Annotated in this window: 30 protein-coding genes; 22 read left to right on the plus strand and 8 right to left on the minus strand. The window is 42.0% G+C overall.

Translation table 11 applies throughout. The annotated features are described in order from the left end of the window. The 20 genes from B2O97_RS22205 to B2O97_RS22300 all read left to right on the plus strand — a co-directional run bounded on the left by B2O97_RS22205 (position 1) and on the right by B2O97_RS22300 (position 9,635). On the plus strand, positions 1-903 hold the full coding sequence (locus B2O97_RS22205) for an AAA family ATPase (protein ID WP_286768151.1): 903 nt from the start codon (positions 1-3) through the stop codon (positions 901-903). Next, a complete protein-coding gene (locus tag B2O97_RS22210; RefSeq protein ID WP_286768152.1) occupies positions 896-1,573 on the plus strand; it encodes a hypothetical protein in 678 nt (225 codons plus the stop codon). The genes B2O97_RS22205 and B2O97_RS22210 overlap by 8 nt, the downstream gene beginning before the upstream one ends. Positions 1,574-1,585: 12 nt before the next feature. Then, positions 1,586-2,062: a hypothetical protein gene (locus B2O97_RS22215; protein WP_286768153.1), complete on the plus strand. Its 477-nt coding sequence runs from the start codon at positions 1,586-1,588 to the stop codon at positions 2,060-2,062. Further along, positions 2,059-2,220 carry a hypothetical protein gene (locus B2O97_RS22220; protein WP_286768155.1) on the plus strand — a complete coding sequence of 54 codons (162 nt, stop codon included), beginning with the start codon at positions 2,059-2,061 and terminating at the stop codon, positions 2,218-2,220. Before B2O97_RS22215 ends, B2O97_RS22220 begins: the two co-directional genes overlap by 4 nt. Next, complete coding sequence (locus B2O97_RS22225; protein ID WP_286768156.1) at positions 2,195-2,518, plus strand: hypothetical protein; 324 nt, start codon at positions 2,195-2,197, stop codon at positions 2,516-2,518. Before B2O97_RS22220 ends, B2O97_RS22225 begins: the two co-directional genes overlap by 26 nt. Position 2,519: 1 nt before the next feature. Next, positions 2,520-2,804, plus strand: coding sequence for a hypothetical protein (locus tag B2O97_RS22230; protein WP_286768157.1), 285 nt, complete (start codon positions 2,520-2,522; stop codon positions 2,802-2,804). 205 nt (positions 2,805-3,009) lie between these two features. Then, positions 3,010-3,660: a DUF3164 family protein gene (locus B2O97_RS22235; protein ID WP_286768159.1), complete on the plus strand. Its 651-nt coding sequence runs from the start codon at positions 3,010-3,012 to the stop codon at positions 3,658-3,660. Continuing rightward, entirely contained in the window at positions 3,660-3,884 is a 225-nt protein-coding gene (locus B2O97_RS22240) for a hypothetical protein (RefSeq protein WP_286768160.1), read from the plus strand. The genes B2O97_RS22235 and B2O97_RS22240 overlap by 1 nt, the downstream gene beginning before the upstream one ends. A gap of 1 nt (position 3,885) precedes the next feature. Beyond that, positions 3,886-4,128 carry a hypothetical protein gene (locus B2O97_RS22245; RefSeq protein ID WP_286768161.1) on the plus strand — a complete coding sequence of 81 codons (243 nt, stop codon included), beginning with the start codon at positions 3,886-3,888 and terminating at the stop codon, positions 4,126-4,128. Positions 4,129-4,223: 95 nt separating this feature from the next. Then, the gene (locus B2O97_RS22250) at positions 4,224-4,454 is read left to right on the plus strand and encodes a hypothetical protein (protein WP_286768162.1); all 231 of its coding nucleotides are present in this window, start codon (positions 4,224-4,226) and stop codon (positions 4,452-4,454) included. Next, entirely contained in the window at positions 4,454-4,684 is a 231-nt protein-coding gene (locus B2O97_RS22255) for a hypothetical protein (RefSeq protein ID WP_286768163.1), read from the plus strand. Before B2O97_RS22250 ends, B2O97_RS22255 begins: the two co-directional genes overlap by 1 nt. Positions 4,685-4,692: 8 nt before the next feature. Further along, the gene (locus B2O97_RS22260) at positions 4,693-5,223 is read left to right on the plus strand and encodes a 3'-5' exonuclease (protein ID WP_286768165.1); all 531 of its coding nucleotides are present in this window, start codon (positions 4,693-4,695) and stop codon (positions 5,221-5,223) included. 12 nt (positions 5,224-5,235) lie between these two features. Next, positions 5,236-6,129 (plus strand): ParB/RepB/Spo0J family partition protein, encoded by an 894-nt coding sequence (locus B2O97_RS22265; RefSeq protein WP_286768166.1) that lies wholly within the window; start codon positions 5,236-5,238, stop codon positions 6,127-6,129. Positions 6,130-6,135: 6 nt separating this feature from the next. Further along, the gene (locus B2O97_RS22270) at positions 6,136-7,188 is read left to right on the plus strand and encodes a nucleoid-associated protein (RefSeq protein WP_286768167.1); all 1,053 of its coding nucleotides are present in this window, start codon (positions 6,136-6,138) and stop codon (positions 7,186-7,188) included. Between the two features lie 2 nt (positions 7,189-7,190). Further along, positions 7,191-7,601, plus strand: a complete 411-nt coding sequence (locus B2O97_RS22275) for a hypothetical protein (protein ID WP_286768168.1) — start codon at positions 7,191-7,193, stop codon at positions 7,599-7,601. Further along, positions 7,598-7,810 carry a hypothetical protein gene (locus B2O97_RS22280; protein ID WP_286768169.1) on the plus strand — a complete coding sequence of 71 codons (213 nt, stop codon included), beginning with the start codon at positions 7,598-7,600 and terminating at the stop codon, positions 7,808-7,810. The genes B2O97_RS22275 and B2O97_RS22280 overlap by 4 nt, the downstream gene beginning before the upstream one ends. Continuing rightward, entirely contained in the window at positions 7,794-8,387 is a 594-nt protein-coding gene (locus tag B2O97_RS22285) for a hypothetical protein (RefSeq protein WP_286768170.1), read from the plus strand. Before B2O97_RS22280 ends, B2O97_RS22285 begins: the two co-directional genes overlap by 17 nt. A 68-nt stretch (positions 8,388-8,455) precedes the next feature. Beyond that, a complete protein-coding gene (locus tag B2O97_RS22290; RefSeq protein WP_286768171.1) occupies positions 8,456-9,166 on the plus strand; it encodes a hypothetical protein in 711 nt (236 codons plus the stop codon). Between the two features lie 66 nt (positions 9,167-9,232). Continuing rightward, complete coding sequence (locus B2O97_RS22295) at positions 9,233-9,415, plus strand: hypothetical protein (protein WP_286768172.1); 183 nt, start codon at positions 9,233-9,235, stop codon at positions 9,413-9,415. A 52-nt stretch (positions 9,416-9,467) separates the two neighbouring features. After that, on the plus strand, positions 9,468-9,635 hold the full coding sequence (locus tag B2O97_RS22300; RefSeq protein WP_286768173.1) for a hypothetical protein: 168 nt from the start codon (positions 9,468-9,470) through the stop codon (positions 9,633-9,635). Here the strand turns inward: B2O97_RS22300 and B2O97_RS22305 are convergent. From B2O97_RS22305 to B2O97_RS22340, 8 genes are all read right to left on the minus strand, one after another. Next, a complete protein-coding gene (locus tag B2O97_RS22305; protein ID WP_286768174.1) occupies positions 9,617-10,912 on the minus strand; it encodes an ADP-ribosyltransferase domain-containing protein in 1,296 nt (431 codons plus the stop codon). The genes B2O97_RS22300 and B2O97_RS22305 overlap by 19 nt on opposite strands. A 92-nt stretch (positions 10,913-11,004) precedes the next feature. After that, complete coding sequence (locus tag B2O97_RS22310; protein ID WP_286768175.1) at positions 11,005-12,228, minus strand: phage portal protein family protein; 1,224 nt, start codon at positions 12,226-12,228, stop codon at positions 11,005-11,007. Continuing rightward, positions 12,221-12,694, minus strand: a complete 474-nt coding sequence (locus B2O97_RS22315) for a hypothetical protein (protein WP_286768176.1) — start codon at positions 12,692-12,694, stop codon at positions 12,221-12,223. The genes B2O97_RS22310 and B2O97_RS22315 overlap by 8 nt, the downstream gene beginning before the upstream one ends. A gap of 1 nt (position 12,695) precedes the next feature. Beyond that, positions 12,696-13,130 carry a phage protein Gp36 family protein gene (locus B2O97_RS22320; protein WP_286768177.1) on the minus strand — a complete coding sequence of 145 codons (435 nt, stop codon included), beginning with the start codon at positions 13,128-13,130 and terminating at the stop codon, positions 12,696-12,698. Between the two features lie 15 nt (positions 13,131-13,145). Beyond that, a complete protein-coding gene (locus B2O97_RS22325; protein ID WP_286768178.1) occupies positions 13,146-13,625 on the minus strand; it encodes a hypothetical protein in 480 nt (159 codons plus the stop codon). Further along, a complete protein-coding gene (locus B2O97_RS22330) occupies positions 13,622-15,211 on the minus strand; it encodes a hypothetical protein (protein WP_286768179.1) in 1,590 nt (529 codons plus the stop codon). The genes B2O97_RS22325 and B2O97_RS22330 overlap by 4 nt, the downstream gene beginning before the upstream one ends. Continuing rightward, positions 15,208-15,711 carry a terminase gpP N-terminus-related DNA-binding protein gene (locus B2O97_RS22335; protein WP_286768180.1) on the minus strand — a complete coding sequence of 168 codons (504 nt, stop codon included), beginning with the start codon at positions 15,709-15,711 and terminating at the stop codon, positions 15,208-15,210. The genes B2O97_RS22330 and B2O97_RS22335 overlap by 4 nt, the downstream gene beginning before the upstream one ends. Beyond that, positions 15,711-15,995: a hypothetical protein gene (locus B2O97_RS22340; RefSeq protein ID WP_286768181.1), complete on the minus strand. Its 285-nt coding sequence runs from the start codon at positions 15,993-15,995 to the stop codon at positions 15,711-15,713. The genes B2O97_RS22335 and B2O97_RS22340 overlap by 1 nt, the downstream gene beginning before the upstream one ends. Positions 15,996-16,164: 169 nt before the next feature. On the opposite strand from B2O97_RS22340, the gene B2O97_RS22345 reads away from it, so the two are divergent. Next, positions 16,165-17,151, plus strand: a complete 987-nt coding sequence (locus B2O97_RS22345; protein WP_286768182.1) for an HK97 family phage prohead protease — start codon at positions 16,165-16,167, stop codon at positions 17,149-17,151. Between the two features lie 19 nt (positions 17,152-17,170). Further along, the gene (locus B2O97_RS22350; RefSeq protein ID WP_286768183.1) at positions 17,171-18,187 is read left to right on the plus strand and encodes a hypothetical protein; all 1,017 of its coding nucleotides are present in this window, start codon (positions 17,171-17,173) and stop codon (positions 18,185-18,187) included. The last annotated feature ends 7 nt before the right edge of the window (positions 18,188-18,194 follow it).

The following is an 18,194-nucleotide window of genomic DNA, read 5'->3' on the forward strand; positions in this document are numbered from 1 at the left end:
ATGAATATATCACCACAATTTAGAAATCAGGTAGCTGAGGCACTTATAAGCGTACGACACACTTTTAGCGGTTCAGATGCTGCCTTTGCAAAAAAATGGGGTATTAATGGAGCTGTCTATTCCCGGATCAAAAATGGCGAGCGCGATAATGTTCTCCGTGACGCCCAATGGATGATCATCGGAAGAGACCTTGGAGTTGTCACGCACAAAGAAAATCTAAAATTTACTGTTACAGAGGTTTTTCTTCAGATACAGGAAGAAGTAGAATTCTGTCAGGCGTACAGCAAGTCAATGATGTTCATCGACGAACCGGAAATCGGAAAGACCCGGGCGCTAAAATACCTTTCTCAAAAACGTCAAAATTGCTTTTATGTGGATGCTAGTCAATGTAAAACCCGCCAATTATTTACGCGTACACTGGCAAAAACAATCGGCCTTGACTCTTCCAGTAGATATGCTGATCTGAAGGAAAATATTAAGTATTGTCTCAATACCCTGATGCCACCGCCTATAGTAATGATAGATGAGTTCGGCGATCTGGAAGTTCCGACCATGATGGACCTAAAAGAATACTGGAACGGAACGGAAAATGGCTGCGGCTGGTACCTGGTCGCGGCTGAAGGTGGTAAAGAAAAAATGATCAAAGGCATGCGGAGCAAAAAAGTAGGCTTCAGGGAACTGTTTTCCCGATTCAGTAGTAAGTTCTCATCTGTAGTGCCAGTGGAGATAAATCAAAAGATAGGCTTTTATCAGAAGCTGGTTTCTGAGGTGCTTCAGGCGAATGATCCTGACCGTAATGATGCTGGTGCAATTATGAAAAAGTGTCTTATAAAGGACGATAATAACAAGATAGGCGGACTTAGACGACTGGAACAGCTATTAATCCTGCACCGAAATGGCTGAGAAAAAAAAAGCACCGCGTCGAAGGCTGAAGAATACCAGGAATGTCTATGAGAAGGAATTTCGGGAGTACACCCATTTCACCGGTGTTCTGAAGGAAAGACTCGGAGAACCTGAAATCGGCGGTTTTTGGGTGATCCAGGGAATGGAAAAGAATGGTAAAACATGGGCAGCGGTAATGCTAGCGGTTTACTTCTCCATGTTTGTGCGCACTTTGTACATCTCGGCTGAGGAAGGTATCAGTAAATGGTTTCAGGACACTTTAAGGCGTGTTGGAGCGAGTCCAACAAATAGAAAACTCTTCTATGACGAATACATGCCAATAGAAGAAATTGAACATTATGTCAGCAGGAACAAAAACCGATTTAAAGTAGTGTTTTTGGATAACGAGCTGATTTATCGTGACGAATTAAAGAATGGTGGGGTACGACGCCTAATGAAGCTGTATCCTGATATTCTTTGGGTAGTACTTATCCATGAAGAAAAAGGTGAACCAGCCGGAGCAACGGCCAAATTGCTCAAAAAATTATGCAAGGTCTTTTTTATTGTAAAGGGCCTGCGTGTAGAAGTAGGTGGCCGTGTCCCCGGTGGGGAGTTTGATCTTGATCAAGATGGCGCAGAGCTCTACTTCGGACACAAAGCAATAGAACAAGCAAATGAAAAAGCATCCTAACAAATAACGGTTATGAAAACATCAGTATTAACAGGAGAAAAGAAGAAAAAAGTGCCTAGCCTAGTCGAACAGACCAGGATCCTCTGTCAGGAGCAAATCCAAGAAATATGCGGTCTTATGAACTGGACTGAGCAAGAATATTGTGATCATCAATTTGAACAATATGAAATTTTTCTAAAGCGGGCATTGTTCGGTGCACATATAAATGTATTCAATAAGATCAGGTTTTCACCCCTCATGCGTGGCCTTTGGATCAATGAATGGATGAGAAGAAATGAGGATAGCTTTATTCCGTTGGCACGCTATAATATGTTTGAGGGTATGGAAGTAAACGAAAAAGGAATACTATGCTCAGTGGCTCCAGATGAAGAAACCCTGATTTGCACTTCAGAGGAATATTATACACTTCATAATGGCAAACGGCTTTATGCTGATGCCGATATGATGGTCAAATTTGGACACGTTCTAAACTTAATCTATAAGCAATGAGAAGCATCAACAAATTTACCAAGGCCGCATTGATCCTAGTCGAGGCTCAAAAGATGGTCGAGAACCTGATCGGCGCCCCGATCGAACTGCAGTTTGAAATAAAACACGATAACAAGGAAACAACAGACGAACATGGAACCAAGGAAAATCAAGTTTAAACTGAGCTGGGACGAACTCAAGGAATGGGGCGGCATCATGGAAAAAACCTTCAATCCCCTGCATTATAGAAAGCAGGGACCACACGAAAGGATCACCGGCTTGCTATTATCAAAGTTAAATGAAACGCTCCGGGTCAAATGGGCCACTGTGGAGCAGGTCAACAAGATCGATATACCAACGGAACAGGGGCTGGCATTTCTGATCCATATCGACAAGCTCAAAGCTATTGCATGGCCATCTGAAACTAATCTTGCAATCAACAAAATAATTGGAATTATAGATCATAAAACAAAGTAAAATGAACAAAGAAAAAAATACAATCGAGCAATTTCATCAGCTAGTAACTGCAATGGATGAAAGTGTCGATATGCTCGTAATTGCTACACAAGGCCATAAATGTTCGGCCACTTTAGCATTTAATGATCCCATGAATTTGATATCAAAGCTCATTATGGAGATGCACCAAAACGATGCATTGGCTATGGTTATTAAGGTTGCTGCTGATGGCTATAGTAATGGTCCACAGCCAACGGAAGCCGATTTGGCTATTATGAGGAATTGTTTAATCCAAAACTCAAATTAAATATGTCAACAAACAACAATTCAAATGGAGGCAAAATAGGCTTCCCTGCACTTCTCACTTTGGTGTTCATAGTGCTCAAACTCATCGGTAAAATAGACTGGTCCTGGTGGTGGGTGCTAGCCCCGATATGGATATCCATAGCCTTTGCTATCCTGATAGCCATAATTGAAGAGATAATCAGACAAAATCGAATAAACAGACTGAGATGACAGATATTTCAAAACTTTCAGCAGATGAGCGCAAGGCGCTAATGGCTGAGCTGGCCAAGGAAGAAAAGGCCGAGAAAGTGAAGCGTGCAAAAGAGAAAAAGAAGTACGAAGCCAAAAAAGATGCATCAATAGAGGAACTGATGGACGAAGCGAGAGAGGTCTCTCTCGCTGTTGCTCGCTTCAAAACAAAGTTGCATACCGTAATGGAGGGGCATCGTGAGTCACTGAACCAATATGGCGGTATCCGATCGAATAGTCAGGGAGGGTTTACAATGACTAATTCCCGGAATGACCTTAGAGTCACTAGACGACGGGATACTGATCCATCGTGGGATGAACGTGCCAATAAGGCTGTAGAACTTATTAAAGAGTTTTTACTGTCTGAAGGTATCAAAAAAACAGCCGGGCGTATACATGGAATTCTGATGGGTTTCATAGAGCGAAATCAGGATGGTGATCTAGAATATGCCAAGGTTATGGAACTTTTGCAACACGAGGACACCTTTCAGGATCCCCGCTGGGTGAAAGGTCTAGAACTGATTAAGGAGGGCTATAGCATCACCTTCAAGAAGTTTGGTTACGAGTTCAAGGAGAAGAACAAAGCCGGTAAATGGGTTCGCCTCGAGATGAATTTTAGTAGTCTGTGATGAAAAAAATCCATTTCGAAGACAACGGCCAGGATTTCTTATGGTGGGAAATTGACCCAGATGGCGTGGTGGTTGGCTGTGGACCTTTTCAACATAAAGTTTGGGTCGGTAGTACGGTCATCAACCATCTACGCCTGAGAGTTGGTGGCCCAGTGTACTTTATCAGTAATCAGGGTAAAAAATTGACATTAATTCACAAAATATTAATAGTAGAAAATCAGTAAAATGAGCATTTATAGCGATATATCACACAGAATCGGATGGAATAAGGACACTAAGGTGTCCATCCCTTCCGTCGATGAAGCAAAAGAGCTTCACAATGAAGTTATGGTAAACAAATCAATCGAAGCGTATGAGACCGTATTCCGTTATCATCGTTTCGCCCCACAACCAGACGGTGGCGATGATGAGATCGCGATGCGATACATCTACGATGCTTATTTGGAAGGAAGGAGTTTTTTCCAATGAGAGAAGATATTTCAAACTGCATTCTGGTCATCGTTTTTTGTCTAGTTTGCATAGGGACCATTTATTATGTGCAAAAAAAACAACCAAAACAGAAAATGTTCAAGATAGAATTTGAAAAGAGTACAGGCGAATATATCACCATTTGGGTAGGACTCGATGGCCTGATCAAGAAAGCCGACAAGGATCCTGCTCACTGGAGCGAGCGCGTCGTTATCAATCCCCATCTGTTAGAAACAGGAAAACAGATGACAGTTTATGGTCTTTATACCGATGCGATAGAAAGGGAGTCTTATTTCGTTTTAAAAGTTGAAAAGGAGGAAATATAATGCATGCAAGTCATCAAGCAAGATTATTGGCCGCTGGCTTTACAATTTACTACGGTGGCAACGATGGCGCCCGTGGGTTGGTTATCAAAGTTAAGACCAAGAAAAACCATAATTGGACGATCTACGAAAAGGGATTCAAGTCCAAGGCTGAACTGAAACGCAGGCTGGTCGATCTGGATAAAAAGGAGGACTGGGTCGATCTCTATGACACTAAAAACACCTTAAAATAGCTTTAGATATGAAAGATATAATGATTGACATTGAAACGATGGGTACAAAACCATATTCGGTAATCTTATCTATCGGTGCTGTAAAATTTGACATTAATACCGGTGATATCGGTGAACATTTTTATAGGGTAATAGATGTAAAGTCATCGAAGAAAGCTGGACTGGTGTTCGATTTTGATACAGTAATGTGGTGGGCAAATCAACCAGATGATGTACGTGAATCAATCTTGGAGGGCAAAAACAGCCTGTTCCTAGTCTTATGTGATCTTATGATGTTCATTGGAACGGATAAGGCTACTTTATGGTCAAATTCGCCGTCTTTCGATCTTTCCCTCATCCGGAATGCTTGCGAGCGTGTGGACATCGAACCTATATGGCAATACTGGCAAGAGCGGGACGTCCGTACAATTTCGGGTCTGAAGCCTGATGTACGTAATAATATGTCCCGAAATGGCAATGCCCATCATGCCATCGATGACTGTATATATCAGGTTAAATATCTGGTCTCCACATTATCAAAATTAAAAATCAATTCATAAACATTTAAACCGATGAAACAGGTTAAAAATATTGAAGAAATAGTCGGAAAGACTATTCTCTATGACAATGCTACGTTCAAAATTAGCAATTACAGTGTTGATGGTCTCATGATGACCATCAATACTGACAAAGGTCCAGTGTCATTTTTAAAGAGCCAGCTGGCTACAGAATTGGCCAAAATGCAACTGGGTGAGCAGCAACTGATGCAGAGTACGACAGATTATGACATATTTGGTCATATCAATTCCAACAGGAAGATAGACAAAAGACATGTTAAAACCTTAGTGAACCTGATCAGCAAAAACAACTTATTGCACCTAAATCCGCTGATCGTTGATGGTTATAACCGTGTGGTTGATGGGCAGCACCGTTTGGAAGCTGCTAAATTGTTGAAAGTACCAGTGTATTTTATTAAAGATACAGGCGTCAACAAAACTGATATCGCTACCCTTAATTCAAACAAAAAGAACTGGTCGCTGATCGACTATATAAATTTTCATACTGAAGAAGGCAAGCCCGGTTTCAAAGCACTACATAATTTCATGTCCCTGTATCCCATGCTCCCAGTAAGCTCTGCGCTTAGTTTGCTCAGTACAGGAGGGCGGCACGATACAGCAGCTATACGCGAAGGATCTGTCGATGTAAACAATGCTGATCAGGCTGAAGAAATCGCGGAGTTCCTTGTTTGGTTGCACCCGATGTACGATTCGGCTTATAGCGGATCCGTTGCTTCAGTGATCAGAAGAATGTTCAATGCTGAAGGGTTTGACCAGGAACTGTTCAAGAGTAAAATTCAGGGACAGCCCCGCTCACTTGTAAAGTGTATAAACAGAAAACAGTACTTAGAGATGTTTCTGGAAATATATAATTACAAATTATCTCTCAATCGTTTAACCGTCAAATAAAATATCATGTTATTTTTTCAAGATTCAAAAATTAAAGCTGTTTCCGTCCATAAAGTCGGCAACAAGATCAGGGATGAATTCTATCAGCTATCTGACAGTCCCCTGAATATAGACGCACAGGATAACGATACCCGGTTGTTATTAATGAATTTTTTCTGTTCGCCATTCCCGCCAGACAGCGCTGTGCATAGGCTTTACCACCCCAATGGAAGTTTGGACCTAAATGAAGTTTACCATTATGCAAATGATTTTTTTACCAGTCGCCTCAAATTTCAGCAAACATCGGAGCTTTTGGCAAAGCATCTCTATGATGTATCCAATCATCTTAAGATAAATAGCGGTGAATTCTATACGGTGCATTTTGAAGGTGTCCAATTTGAGGGAGAACAGTGTGAGGCATTAGCTGTATACAAGGCCGATAAGAAGGAATTGTATATAGAAGCAAGCCCTGAACAGGGGAACTATCGTCTCAATATCGCTAGGGCAATAGGCTTATATAATTTGGATAAAGCAGCTATTATCCTTAACAGAGAAAAGGAACAAGGTTACACAGTGATCATTGCCGGTGGCACCAAAGATTTTGAGAAAATATACTGGCAGGACGAATTCCTTCAGTTAAAATTACGGAATGATTCAAATTTTCAGACAACAGCAACGATCAAGGTTTTCAAAAACTTTGTTGATGGATTGGATGAAGTTTTTGAAGTTGAAAAGATAGACAAGATCGATCTGCTCAATAAAGCACAGGCATATTTTAAGGAAAATGACAATTTCTCGCAGGAAGACTTTGAAGAGTCGGTCATTGGATCAGAACAAGCTATCGAGCTATTTAGAATATCCAAAGCGAATGCTGAAGAGATACTGGAGGTGAAGATTCCAAATGATTTTCCACTTTCTGATACCGCCATCAAGAAAAATAAGGCTGGTTTTAAAAATGTGATCAAGCTTGATAAAAATGCACAGATCCACTTAACTGGAAAACGGGATTTTATTGAGAAAGGTTTCGACGAGAAAAAGGGAATGAATTACTACAAGGTTTATTTTGAAAATGAAAGTTAGTTATGTCCAGGGACTATCGTCGTTTTTATGCCATGTGCAAGGCACTGGGTAAGACAAAAGAAGAGGCCGTCTTTGAATTTACAGAGGGGAGGACAAAAAGCTGTCGGGAAATGTCTGATCAGGAGTTTGACCAACTTTTCGAAATGATGGTAAGTATGCAGTCATCAGTTCAAAAAATCCCTGATGACTGGGAGCCTGCTCCTGGAGATGCGATGCGGAAAAAGATGTTCAGCATAGCCCGGGAAATGTACTTCCATAAATCAACTGCTGAACTAAAAACAATCATTGACGATTTTTGCATAAAGCAAAAAAAGAAACCTTTGAATAGGTTGGATATGATAGAGCTCGGACAGGTTCTGACGATATTCGAGACCAAAGTTAAACCGGATCATCTTAAAGCATTGAAACGATGAAGGAAATCAAAATAGAATATGGAAAAATACATTTAGTAGGTGAACATCACGGGGTAAAGATCTATAACGATGTTGCCACTGGGAAATATTTTTTTCAAGTTGTGAAAGGGCGTTATGATATGGCTACCTATGAATATTGTTTGGAAAAGCTTGATTATTTAAAAAGGCTGAAGGAGCCATTGAATGCAGAATATGAAACAGGTTTATAAATTAACGTCGCAAAAGATAGATGGCTGTCTGTATGTGACCTTTGACCAGGGCTTTTTAAAGGCTATTGAAATAGCTGTTAAAAGCCCTTTAAACGAAGGCCAGTTTAGAGGTTTAATGACCAGTGTTGCTTATGTCGAGGAAGAAGTTGTCGCCAAAAGCCAACAGATAGGACTGTCCTGTGAGAAAGTAGTTGAAATGGCGACGAATAAAAAAGTCGCCATGTTTTGCATTATGTACGAGAAATACAACCGTATTAAATATAAGGCGTCGCGACAGGATGGCGGAAAGATCTCCAGTATAAAAATTACTGAAGAAATTTTGAAGCACTATTTTGAAAGTGAGAATTTCCTTTTCAAGGGCAAACATTCGATATCCAACCTCGTCCGGTACTATAATGAGCTGCTGTTGGAGATATCCAAGAAAGGAACGGTAGGATTTCCAAATACCTGGTCAAAAGATTATGCCGATAAATTGAGCCCCGCAGATCTTTCTCAATACTGGAAGCATTTACGCAGTTTGGGACTGCAGCCGAAAAAAGACAGGGTCGGAAATACCATAGACTGGGTAAAGAATTAAATAAGGTAAACCGTAAATTCAATATGTAATATTTTATATATTTAAGCAATTATTAATCGAAAAGCAAAATGAATCGAAGTAACAATCAATCGTCTACTGGCAATAGTGGACAAAAGCCTAATAAAGCAAAAGGATGTTTATTAATGGCTGCTATATTTTTTGGATTAGCATTTATGGGCGGAATCACAAAAATGTGTTCTGGAAGTGACTCCAATGTAAGTTCCTCGGATTCGACAAGTACCGATACTACAGCTGCCAATAAAGAACTTAATATCGGTCAACGGTTAAAAGGTTCTTTTAATTTAATCAGTATGGATCCAACCCCAATATCTAAAGATGCCAAAGACGCAACGGAAATTAATCTTAGATACGCGTTATTGGCAAGTGTTTACAAAGATCTTGAGAAAGCGGAATCTGAAAAGGCTGATTCAATAGTCACTCTGGTTAAAAAAATAAAAAAGAGATTGCCTGTTTATCAAAGTAAGGAATTTCCAATATTAAGGAGAGCGTATGCTAAAATTTCAAATAAATTGATGTGGGAGCATGATATTGAAGTTAGCATTATGGGTAATAACAGCTCAAAGCTTATGTTGGTAGGAGCTGCATTTGCTACCAATAAGAATATTAAAACAATCTCGGAAAGTATGAGAGAAATGGTTAATAGACTAAGATTTAAAGAGCTGCATTTTAAATGGTATTCACGTCAGGATGAATATAATTATCTAACATATGATACACCATCTGATGATAGCCCGGTGGAACCAATTGAAACAAATTAAAAAAGAAGCCTGAGTCAAATACACTCAGGCTTTTTTTGTAATATGGTATTTTGTATCTTTGTGTCAATGGCCAAACAACGACTGAAAGAACGCAATCAAGCTGTTAAAAACTATTTCGCTGAACTTTGCAAGAAACATCCCCAATGGCGTCTTGATGCGCTGGAAGATGAAGCTGCAAAGCGCTTTTTTATTGCTTCGCGTACAGTTAGAGCAATCCTGAAAGAGGAAGGCTGCTACGCTGTTAATTAAATTGTTTCTAGACTGTTGTATTTTATAAAATTTTATTACGTAACTTTGTGATATGGCTAGACTTGAAGAAATGAAAAAAATGAGTGCAAAGCTTCAGGAAGAATCTCGAAAACGAACTGAAGAGATGACTCCAGAAGAAAAAAAGCGACTTGAAGAAACAAGCCGCCATTTTTCGCGTAAATGTGAAATCCCGGAAGGTTCTCAAATTTCTTCCAAATAGATATCATATCTGTCTTCTATCTTTTCTACCCCCCTGACAATAAATTTCGTTTTTGATTTAAACAGTACTTCGTATTCACTGGAGCTGCCGAAAGTTTCCGAAAATGCGGAAATTTCACCTACAGTACGCCCACTTTTGTGTGCGATATGAAAAATCATTTTATCACCTCCTGAGAAACTATTTGCTATAGCATATTCTGTGGAGCTACTGGTAAACCCTCCATGCATGACTTCTTTTCCAATATTATCAGCATACTGTTTAAAAATAGTCTCGTTGTATCTAACACCCCGAAATAGTATTTTCTGTTCACTGACCGGAAGCTTTTCAAGTGTCTTGTTCAGGATTCTTTCGTATGCTCCAAAGTAATCAGTCGTTTTACCTGCGAAAAGTGTTTGGTTTAATCGACTATACCCAGAGCCGGTGTAATCATGTAATGTAGCTAATTCCTCTGCTCCAACATGAGGGAATTTATCCTCCAGTTTTACCCTCTTGATATCATCAAATGCTTTTTCCCATCCGCTGTTGCTCCGGAGCATTTCATAGTCTTCCTGGTCAATAAATTTCTCCAGTCTCTTTTCAACATCTTTCGTACTACCATTGCCGATCTGATAATATGGATGATCATTCTCAAATATCTTACCGGTAATGGCCGGATTACCGCCGGTGCCGGGTTTATTTTTGATATCCAGATCAATTCCTTCAGGAACCAACACATCATCATCGGTCTGCTCGGTACCACAACGACAGCCATATTCCCATGGCGGCAAATGTTTGGTCCAAAAAGAATGATGGAAAGGCAGGACCAATCCGTCATAGGCCATATGCAGGGGCCTTGTTCTGGCGTCTCCAACTGCAATGTATCTAACGTTTGGGTAAAGGTGCAATCTACCTTCGTAATCTTTCCATTCCAGGGCGCTTTGTGCTTTGGCAACGGTCATGTCAAATTCCGTATCCAGCCATGTACGGTTATAAAGTTCATTGAGTTTGATCGCCTCCGTCTTGAATTCCTTACGCGTCGGTACGGCACCAGCCTTTTTATTTATCAAGTCGATCAGGGCCTCATGAAAATGATCCTCCTTAAAAGCTGAAAATTTTGCGATATCTCCCTTCAGTAATTCAGCTAGATCTCCTGACTCGATAGTAATATTGCCTTTATTCCTAAACGCTTTTGTAATACCCGCAGAGAATATACCCTTATAAAAAGCCCATAGTTTTTGACGGGTCTGTAGATCGACATTTCGTTCATCAAAGATCTGATCTATATATTTTTCGATCAACCTGCCCAAACTTCTTTCCTTTCCTTTGGTCAGCCTGACAACATTTGGGTTAACGGTGCAGCACTGGGTCCGGTAAAGAAGCTTGAGCAGGTTTATTGCTTTCCCTGCTCGGTCTCCTTTTCGGCTGTCGGCTGGCCGCCAACGGGACGATCGGCCGGGACTGATTCAATTTCCATTCCATATACACGTTCCACATATTCTTTGGTCGGAATAAATCCATTTTTCATCAGTTCACTATCAATCTTGATCTGTCGGTCTACGTCCAAGGTAGGCACGATATCAATACTGTATCCATCAGGAATATCATAACCATTGGCACGCATCGAGGGCACGAGCATATCGTTCAAAAAAGAAAGCATAAGCTGGTCATCGGACATTGTCACCTGTTTTAATGTTTCTTCGTGCACTTCCCCCTGAGACCTGCTGCTTCCGCTATCGGTAGTCATCGTCTGATGCAACACCAATTTTGACAGCTCCGCGTCAAGGGCTTTAATTTTCATATAGAATACATTGAAAGCATCCGATTTTGAATTCTCCTTGATTTCAACTTCGGTGCCCAGGGGAAACACTCCATAAGACGAACTCCCCATTTCTTCCAACCATCCGGCAACTTCATTTTTTACCTGTTCGCTACGGCTCGCTATTTTAGCAATACGGATCGGGATGCCAAAGAGTTCCTCGAACTCGTCCCATGATCCCCAGCTATGCCGTTTTAGGATCGTATAGGGTACAGCTTTTTCCAATAGGCCGATCTGGTTGTAAAATTCCGCCTCCAGTAAAACCTCCCTAAAGTCTCCATAAGCGATCCCTCGCTGAGAGAGATAGTCACTGACGATCAATCCACGCTGTGGAACCACCAGACCACGCTCAATTAGTTCGACGTCGTCAATAGTGCCCTTTGTCTCCGCATTTACCAATATGACCGTTGTACCACGAAAAGTACTTTCATGGGCATACTTAACACATTTTCGGAACCAGGATTTTTTGTCTATAAATTTGCTTCGCTCGACATCATGTTTGCCATCAGGATCAAAGAAACCATAGTCTTTATTGATGTTCCGGAGTGTCCTGTCCTCCGTGATCCCGGTCAGGTGGCCATCCAGCAATGCGTCATCATAGGTCGACTGCATCAGATAGGTCTGAGGGTTGTCCACGGAATAAAAACAGGTGCGTGCGCGCTGCCAGTCCGTGATCTCCTTTCTCCATATGGAGCGTGTACGCTTGATGATATCGACCATCAGATTGGTCGCTTTCTGTATATCTGCTTTGACAGCACTTGAAACGTTTTTACCTGTCAATTTTGTTGATTTAGCCATTTCTAAAAATATTGTTTAGGGTTCTAGTGATTTTGCTCTTGATTTTGTTGTTGAGATATGCTGAATTGCCGATAAACTGTCTTTTGGGCATATTACCCTTTCCTTCGTTATGCTGTTCAGCATATTCTTTGGAAGTCGAAAACTTCACTTCAGAAGCTGTAGCTCGTGCCCGGAATGAATTTTTAAGTTTGTTTCCGCCTGTCCGGTGCCCGGTCAAGATAGCACGTCCGTTCTGTTTTTGTCCGAACTTGGTAAGTGTCCCGATCGTACCAACCTTATTGGTCCTGTATCTGGTCAGATCTTTGCCTTTGGAATCAACCGTTTTCCGGTCTTTCCATTTTTTGAAGCTCCGGTCGGTATACCCCTGATCCCTAAAATTTTTCTTGATAAAATTGAGCCCTTCGGTCTCAATGATAGCCGGGAGATCACGCTGCATAAATCCCCGTAGTTTGACAAATAGATTCATATTACCAGTGGTTAGGATAATTTTTATTGCTGCCCAACTTCAAAAATGACACTTCTTGGTCCGGAACGCCATCGCCGTCACTGTCAACGATCTTTGATGGTAGATCAAGCTTTATTTCGCCCTCACCTGCTTTTTCCAGTAATGTTATTGCTTCTTCGTAGCCATCTTTGACGGTCTGGTTCATCACCCGGCTGCGCCTGACGAAAATCTCATGGATCACGATCTTCTTCAATAGGCGGATCACGATCTTTTTGCGGCCTGCTCCAGTAGCAGAAAAAATCGTATCGGTGTCATAGTATTGAAAAAGATAATTTTCCATCAGCTCGACACTTTCATCGATGATATCCTCAACGATACTGTCCTCGGTGCCTGTGATCAGATTGACTATTTCCAGTGTAGAAACGGTCTTTAATTCTTCTTTGGTTATAAAACTCATTTAAATGCTTTTTAATTATTGTTTAAAAGGGTTCTGGACCTTGGTGTAACGTGATGCTGTCTTACGGTAGACCTGACAATTGAAAGTCATCCTGTAAGCCATCATGCCTTCAATATCGGTATCGATGGATCCTTCATCGATCTGCTGTAGCGGCCTGAAGGAACTGCCTTCCAAAAACTGGAGCTTATCCGTGATATCATCGATCAGGTCGATTTCAGTCAAGCCGTCATCCTGATCCATTGTGCCGAACAGCTGGTCTGCGAATCCATCCAGTGTGTAGAGGATAACTTCTACTGTTGCCAGCCCTTCCTGCAGCTGCTCGACCATAGTTTCCCATGTGATCCCGGTAATCCTGATCAGGCTGGCCGTGTAGTATTGGGGATAATTTTCCTTTCCCGGTCCGAACTGGTTCCGGTTGATGTCAATATATTCAATACCTGTAACGGTACCGATCCGGTCACGGACCGACAGGTAGAGTTCTTTCTTTGGTGTCATAGTCTTCTTTTTTTCTTTTTACCCATTTTAGGTTTAGCATTGTTGTTGGTTTCTTCTTTTGAAAAGCCAAAGAACTGCTGTGCAAGCGTGACAGCGCGTTCCAGGGTATCGGCAGGGTCATCTCCTGTAGGGATGCCTTTTTCGAAAGCCAGGATAAGTTTCATGAACAACTTAAAATCGGGGCACCTTTCCTCCAATGTCTCATCCCAGAACAGAAGTTTACGAAAGAAGATATTCAATAAGCCAGCTGCGATCCGGTTGTGTTTATCACCATCCTGATGCATCGGGATCGGAATATTGGGGCAATCGTTATCTTCTGCAGACTGAACGATAATAGGTGTATAAACGGCCTGCTGTGCAGCTGTTGCATCAAAGAATCCAAGGGCATTATATCCATTCATGAGATATTTCTTAACCCACTGGGCACGTACCTCCATTGCGGAGTTGATCTCGCATTTCTGACAGAACACTTCAAGGACATAGAGTTTGATCCCCTTTATACCCAGCAATACCCCGGCCTTGTAATCACCCAGTCCGGTATAACTCAAATCCCAGTGATCAAGGATACCGTCCCACACCTGATTTTTAGCAATGCGTACTTTGATGATATCCGTTGCCTTAATCAGCTTACCTTCGTCTATCGGATTATTGAAATCCTCGCGCTGGGAGGTGAAATAATCATCACTTTCGAGAACACGGATAACATCTTCCCTGGTATCACGTTCCGGAAAACTAGGCTCCCAGTCAACACTTTTGTAATTCTCCAGCGTGATATTCACGGTCGCCAGATTGGTTGTGGAATCATGGTAATGTGGGTTATCTTTCCATTTTTCTTCCATGTAATCCAGTATACCTTCCTTCACAATGTAATTGTTGTTTACGATCAGCCGCCCCCTTTTCCGGTGGAAGGCCTTGACCAGGTCACCGGTGATCTTTTTGCCATATTTCTTTACCTGATCGGGCCTGTTTGCACGGTCAATGTCTTCACAGTCATCCAAGATGGCTATATCAGGACGATTTGCACCAAATCTTAACCCGCGAAATGGCTGGTTAAGTCCGAGTCCCTGATAGTGCCTTCTGTCTATTGTTTCAAATTCACCGTCCGCCCAGTCTCCATAACTGATCTGCATACCGAAATCCTTGATAAACCGTTCATTGCTTTCCAGCTGCATCTGCAAATCGCTTAATAAGATCTTAGCGAGCTTTTCGTTCATGCCTATGATCAGCGCAAAGAAACTTTCGTCATTCTGTTTGAGGTGCAAAAGGTTCCCAACGTTTGACTGGATACTTTTGCCGGCACCTCGGAACTTCTTTCTGATCTGCCTGATGTAGGGGTCATGATAGAGCCGGTTATAATCGTCGATGTGAAAACGTGGTGTCCTGGCATCGGCAAGCGCGGTGCTACAGCCGATACCAAAATAGTAGTCGAAGAATTCACCATAATGTTCGGGCATCAGCAGATGCTTGATGCGTTCTTCCTGCTCCTCTGCCGTCTCTTTGACAAGGGTCTGATAAGTCAGTTCCCGGATAAATTTTGATTTGGCCCTATATTTTTCAAGGGCTGCTTTGTATTCGCTCTGGGTCATAACAATGTGTTCAGATATTCATCCTGCAGTTCGCGGATCTCCTTTAGGATTTCCAGTGACCTTTCCCTTTTTTTTGCTTTTGACTTCGCTGTTCTGTCCAGCATAAAATCAATGAATCCATCAAAAGCTTCCATCGTAAAGACAGCCCTTTTTTTTGCGTCATCCATTTTTTCCCAGGCTGCTGCCAGCTTGGAGATATCATCAGGCTTAAATGGCATGGCTTTGCCGGATTTAATTGCGGCGACATTTTTTAGGATCATCGCCTTGATCTCATTTGGTGAGATATTCTGCAGCTGCTTTTCTTCCTCCCAGCATTCATCCTTTGCCCATTTGGCCAATGTCTTTACACCGACCTGAATGGTCTCCATTTCGGAAATCGACTGCAGCGAATATCCCCTGAGGTACATTCCTCTGGCATCGGCCATCTTGCGATCGCGCTGCGTGTTGTTCATGCGGCCTTTCTTTTGTTCCAAAGGCTCTTCAATCTGCTCTTTTGCCATTATTCGGTATATGGTGCGTTAATAATCAATGTGTTTTCTTCGGTAAAGCGCAACTCTTTGACCTTCATCCGGTCGTACTCAAAGTTCCGTTTCGCTTCGATCAGCATCTTGGTTGCATCCTCTCCGCTGAGTATATTGTTGATACCGACTCCCAGTTCCGGGAACTGCCGGTATTCACCTTTCTGTGCGATAAGGATGTGCTTCTGGTGCTGCCTGTCGGAATTGCCGATCACAAGGTCCCCACCCTGGATCAGGATATCGTCGTCAATCAAAAAATCCTGCATTTTTATCTATTGTTTAGCACAAATCTCCACCAATTTAAGGAGGTGATAAAAAGCAGGATCAAGGATTGTATACTACGCTTACAATGATTGTTAAGTTGCTTACAATCATTGATCGCCAATTTTTTTAACGCCCAAAATCGTGTCAATTTTGCTTCATCAACAAAGGAAGATGACACATAAATTCATTGTAAATACCAACGATGTTAATGCATACGGATACCGGGTTCTGACTGAAGGGATCGATTATGTCCAGTATATGAAAAATGCGGTAGTCTATTTCGGACATGACCGTTTTCTGAAAGATGAGAGAGGCAGTGAAGTAATCGGCAGGTGCCTATCTCTGTCCAAAGAAGGTGACAAATTGATTGCTGAAATCGAATTCGATATGCAAGACGATTTCGCGAAAAAGATTGCGGAGAAAGTCGAACGCGGTTACATCCGTATGGCCAGCATCTACGCAGACATTATTTCGACCAGCACTGAACCGTCAGACTTATTGCCCGGCCAATCTTATGAAACGGTCACCAAGTGTAAATTGATCGAGATCTCGATCGTCGATATCGGAGGTAATGACGGGGCGCTAAAATTAAGCCGCAATGGATCTACTGTCCAGCTTTCAAAACTAGAAATTCAAAATCCAAAAACTATGTCCTTTAAAACAATTGCAATCGCACTGGGCCTGATCCCGGATGCGGATGAAAGTGCGATCCTTTCTGAGATCAGCAAGGTGAAGCTCAGTAAAACAACAGCGGAAACACAGCTTGATGCGCTAAAAAAAGAAGTAGAAACAAGCCAGACGCAAGACGCAACGCTGCTGGTTGAAAAAGCGATCCAGCTAAACCTGATCCCTGAGGCGTTGAAAGATGCACAGCTTTCCGCTTTCAAATCTGATTTCAATGGTCAGAAAGTAACCCTTTCCCGACTGATTGCGGAAAAGGAAGGTGAAAACGGTGTTTCCAGCAAAGTAAAACTTGTCAAAGATTTCGTGGCCGGTGGAAAAACAGTACAGCTACAAGCAAAGGAGGGCTATCAAAAAGGAGACTTTGTCAAGTTATCCAAGGAAAACCCTGATGAGCTGATGCGTTTGCGCAACGAAGAGCCGGAAGAATTCAAGGCCTTATATAAGGCCGAGTACAATGTGGAACCCAAATTATAATCTAATCCAACAAACAGAAATGAAAAACAAATTATCCTTAAAGGCAGTTTTTGCCAATCTTTTATTGGCCATGTTGATCGGTACAGCATTATCGTTCGCAGGCTTTAATGCTGTAGCATCCACTGCTGTAGTTTTCGGTGTGGGTACCGGGCTGCAGTTTGTAAAACCGTTTGGAATCAGCGGTGCATTTATCGGGCTTCAGACCGAAATCTGGGTTCCTGGTATCAAGGAAAATCCAGTGCCCGACACGAGTTTTGTGGCGGCCAGTACTGACCTCTCGGAATTCGTTGAAAACAACAAACTCCATTTGGCTGAAGCAGGCGTGGAACCGGGGGTTCATGAGGATTATTTTGAAGGAAACGACGATGACTTACCTTTTGCAACCATTGAAGATATTCCGGGTGAAGTAGTACTGAAAACGTACAGTACTGAACAGACACGTCACCGCCGTTTACAGGAAGTTGAACTGCAGTACAATAGAAAAGAAAGTATCATCAACCGGCATAAAATCAGCCTTGGTAAAAATATTGGTAAACGTGCGGCCTTTGCATGGTCGCCCACAGCCAATAATGCTTTCAATAAAATATTGAAATTGGGTGCGAATGACAGTGTGATCGATGCCCTGATCGATATTCAGTTATTTTATGCACAGCTGGATAAAACAGATGGCCTGAATTTTTGTCTTGATCCGATCCACATGGCAAAAATCCGTAAAGAGAATGTGAAACTTTACAAAGAGATCCTGGCTGAAAAAGGTCAGACTCCTTATGGTTTCAAAATTTATAGCTACACACAAAATCCGATCTACACAGATGCCGGGGTAAAAAAACCTTTCGGGGCTGTTATGGACGCAACAGACAAACGTGCTTCCTTCGCTTGGTGTACAGATGAGGTGTTCCGTTGTTTTGGTGACACAGAAATGTATGCTACCCTTGGAGCGAGCGGCAGTCAGGCGGACACGATATCCTTTGCACAGCGTGCACTGGTTGGGAACATCAGAGCATCGGCACCTAAATATTTGGCAGCTATTTATTAAAAATATT

This window comes from Sphingobacterium sp. UBA865, assembly GCF_002295765.1.
In the GTDB taxonomy this organism is placed as follows: Bacteria; Bacteroidota; Bacteroidia; order Sphingobacteriales; family Sphingobacteriaceae; genus Sphingobacterium; species Sphingobacterium multivorum.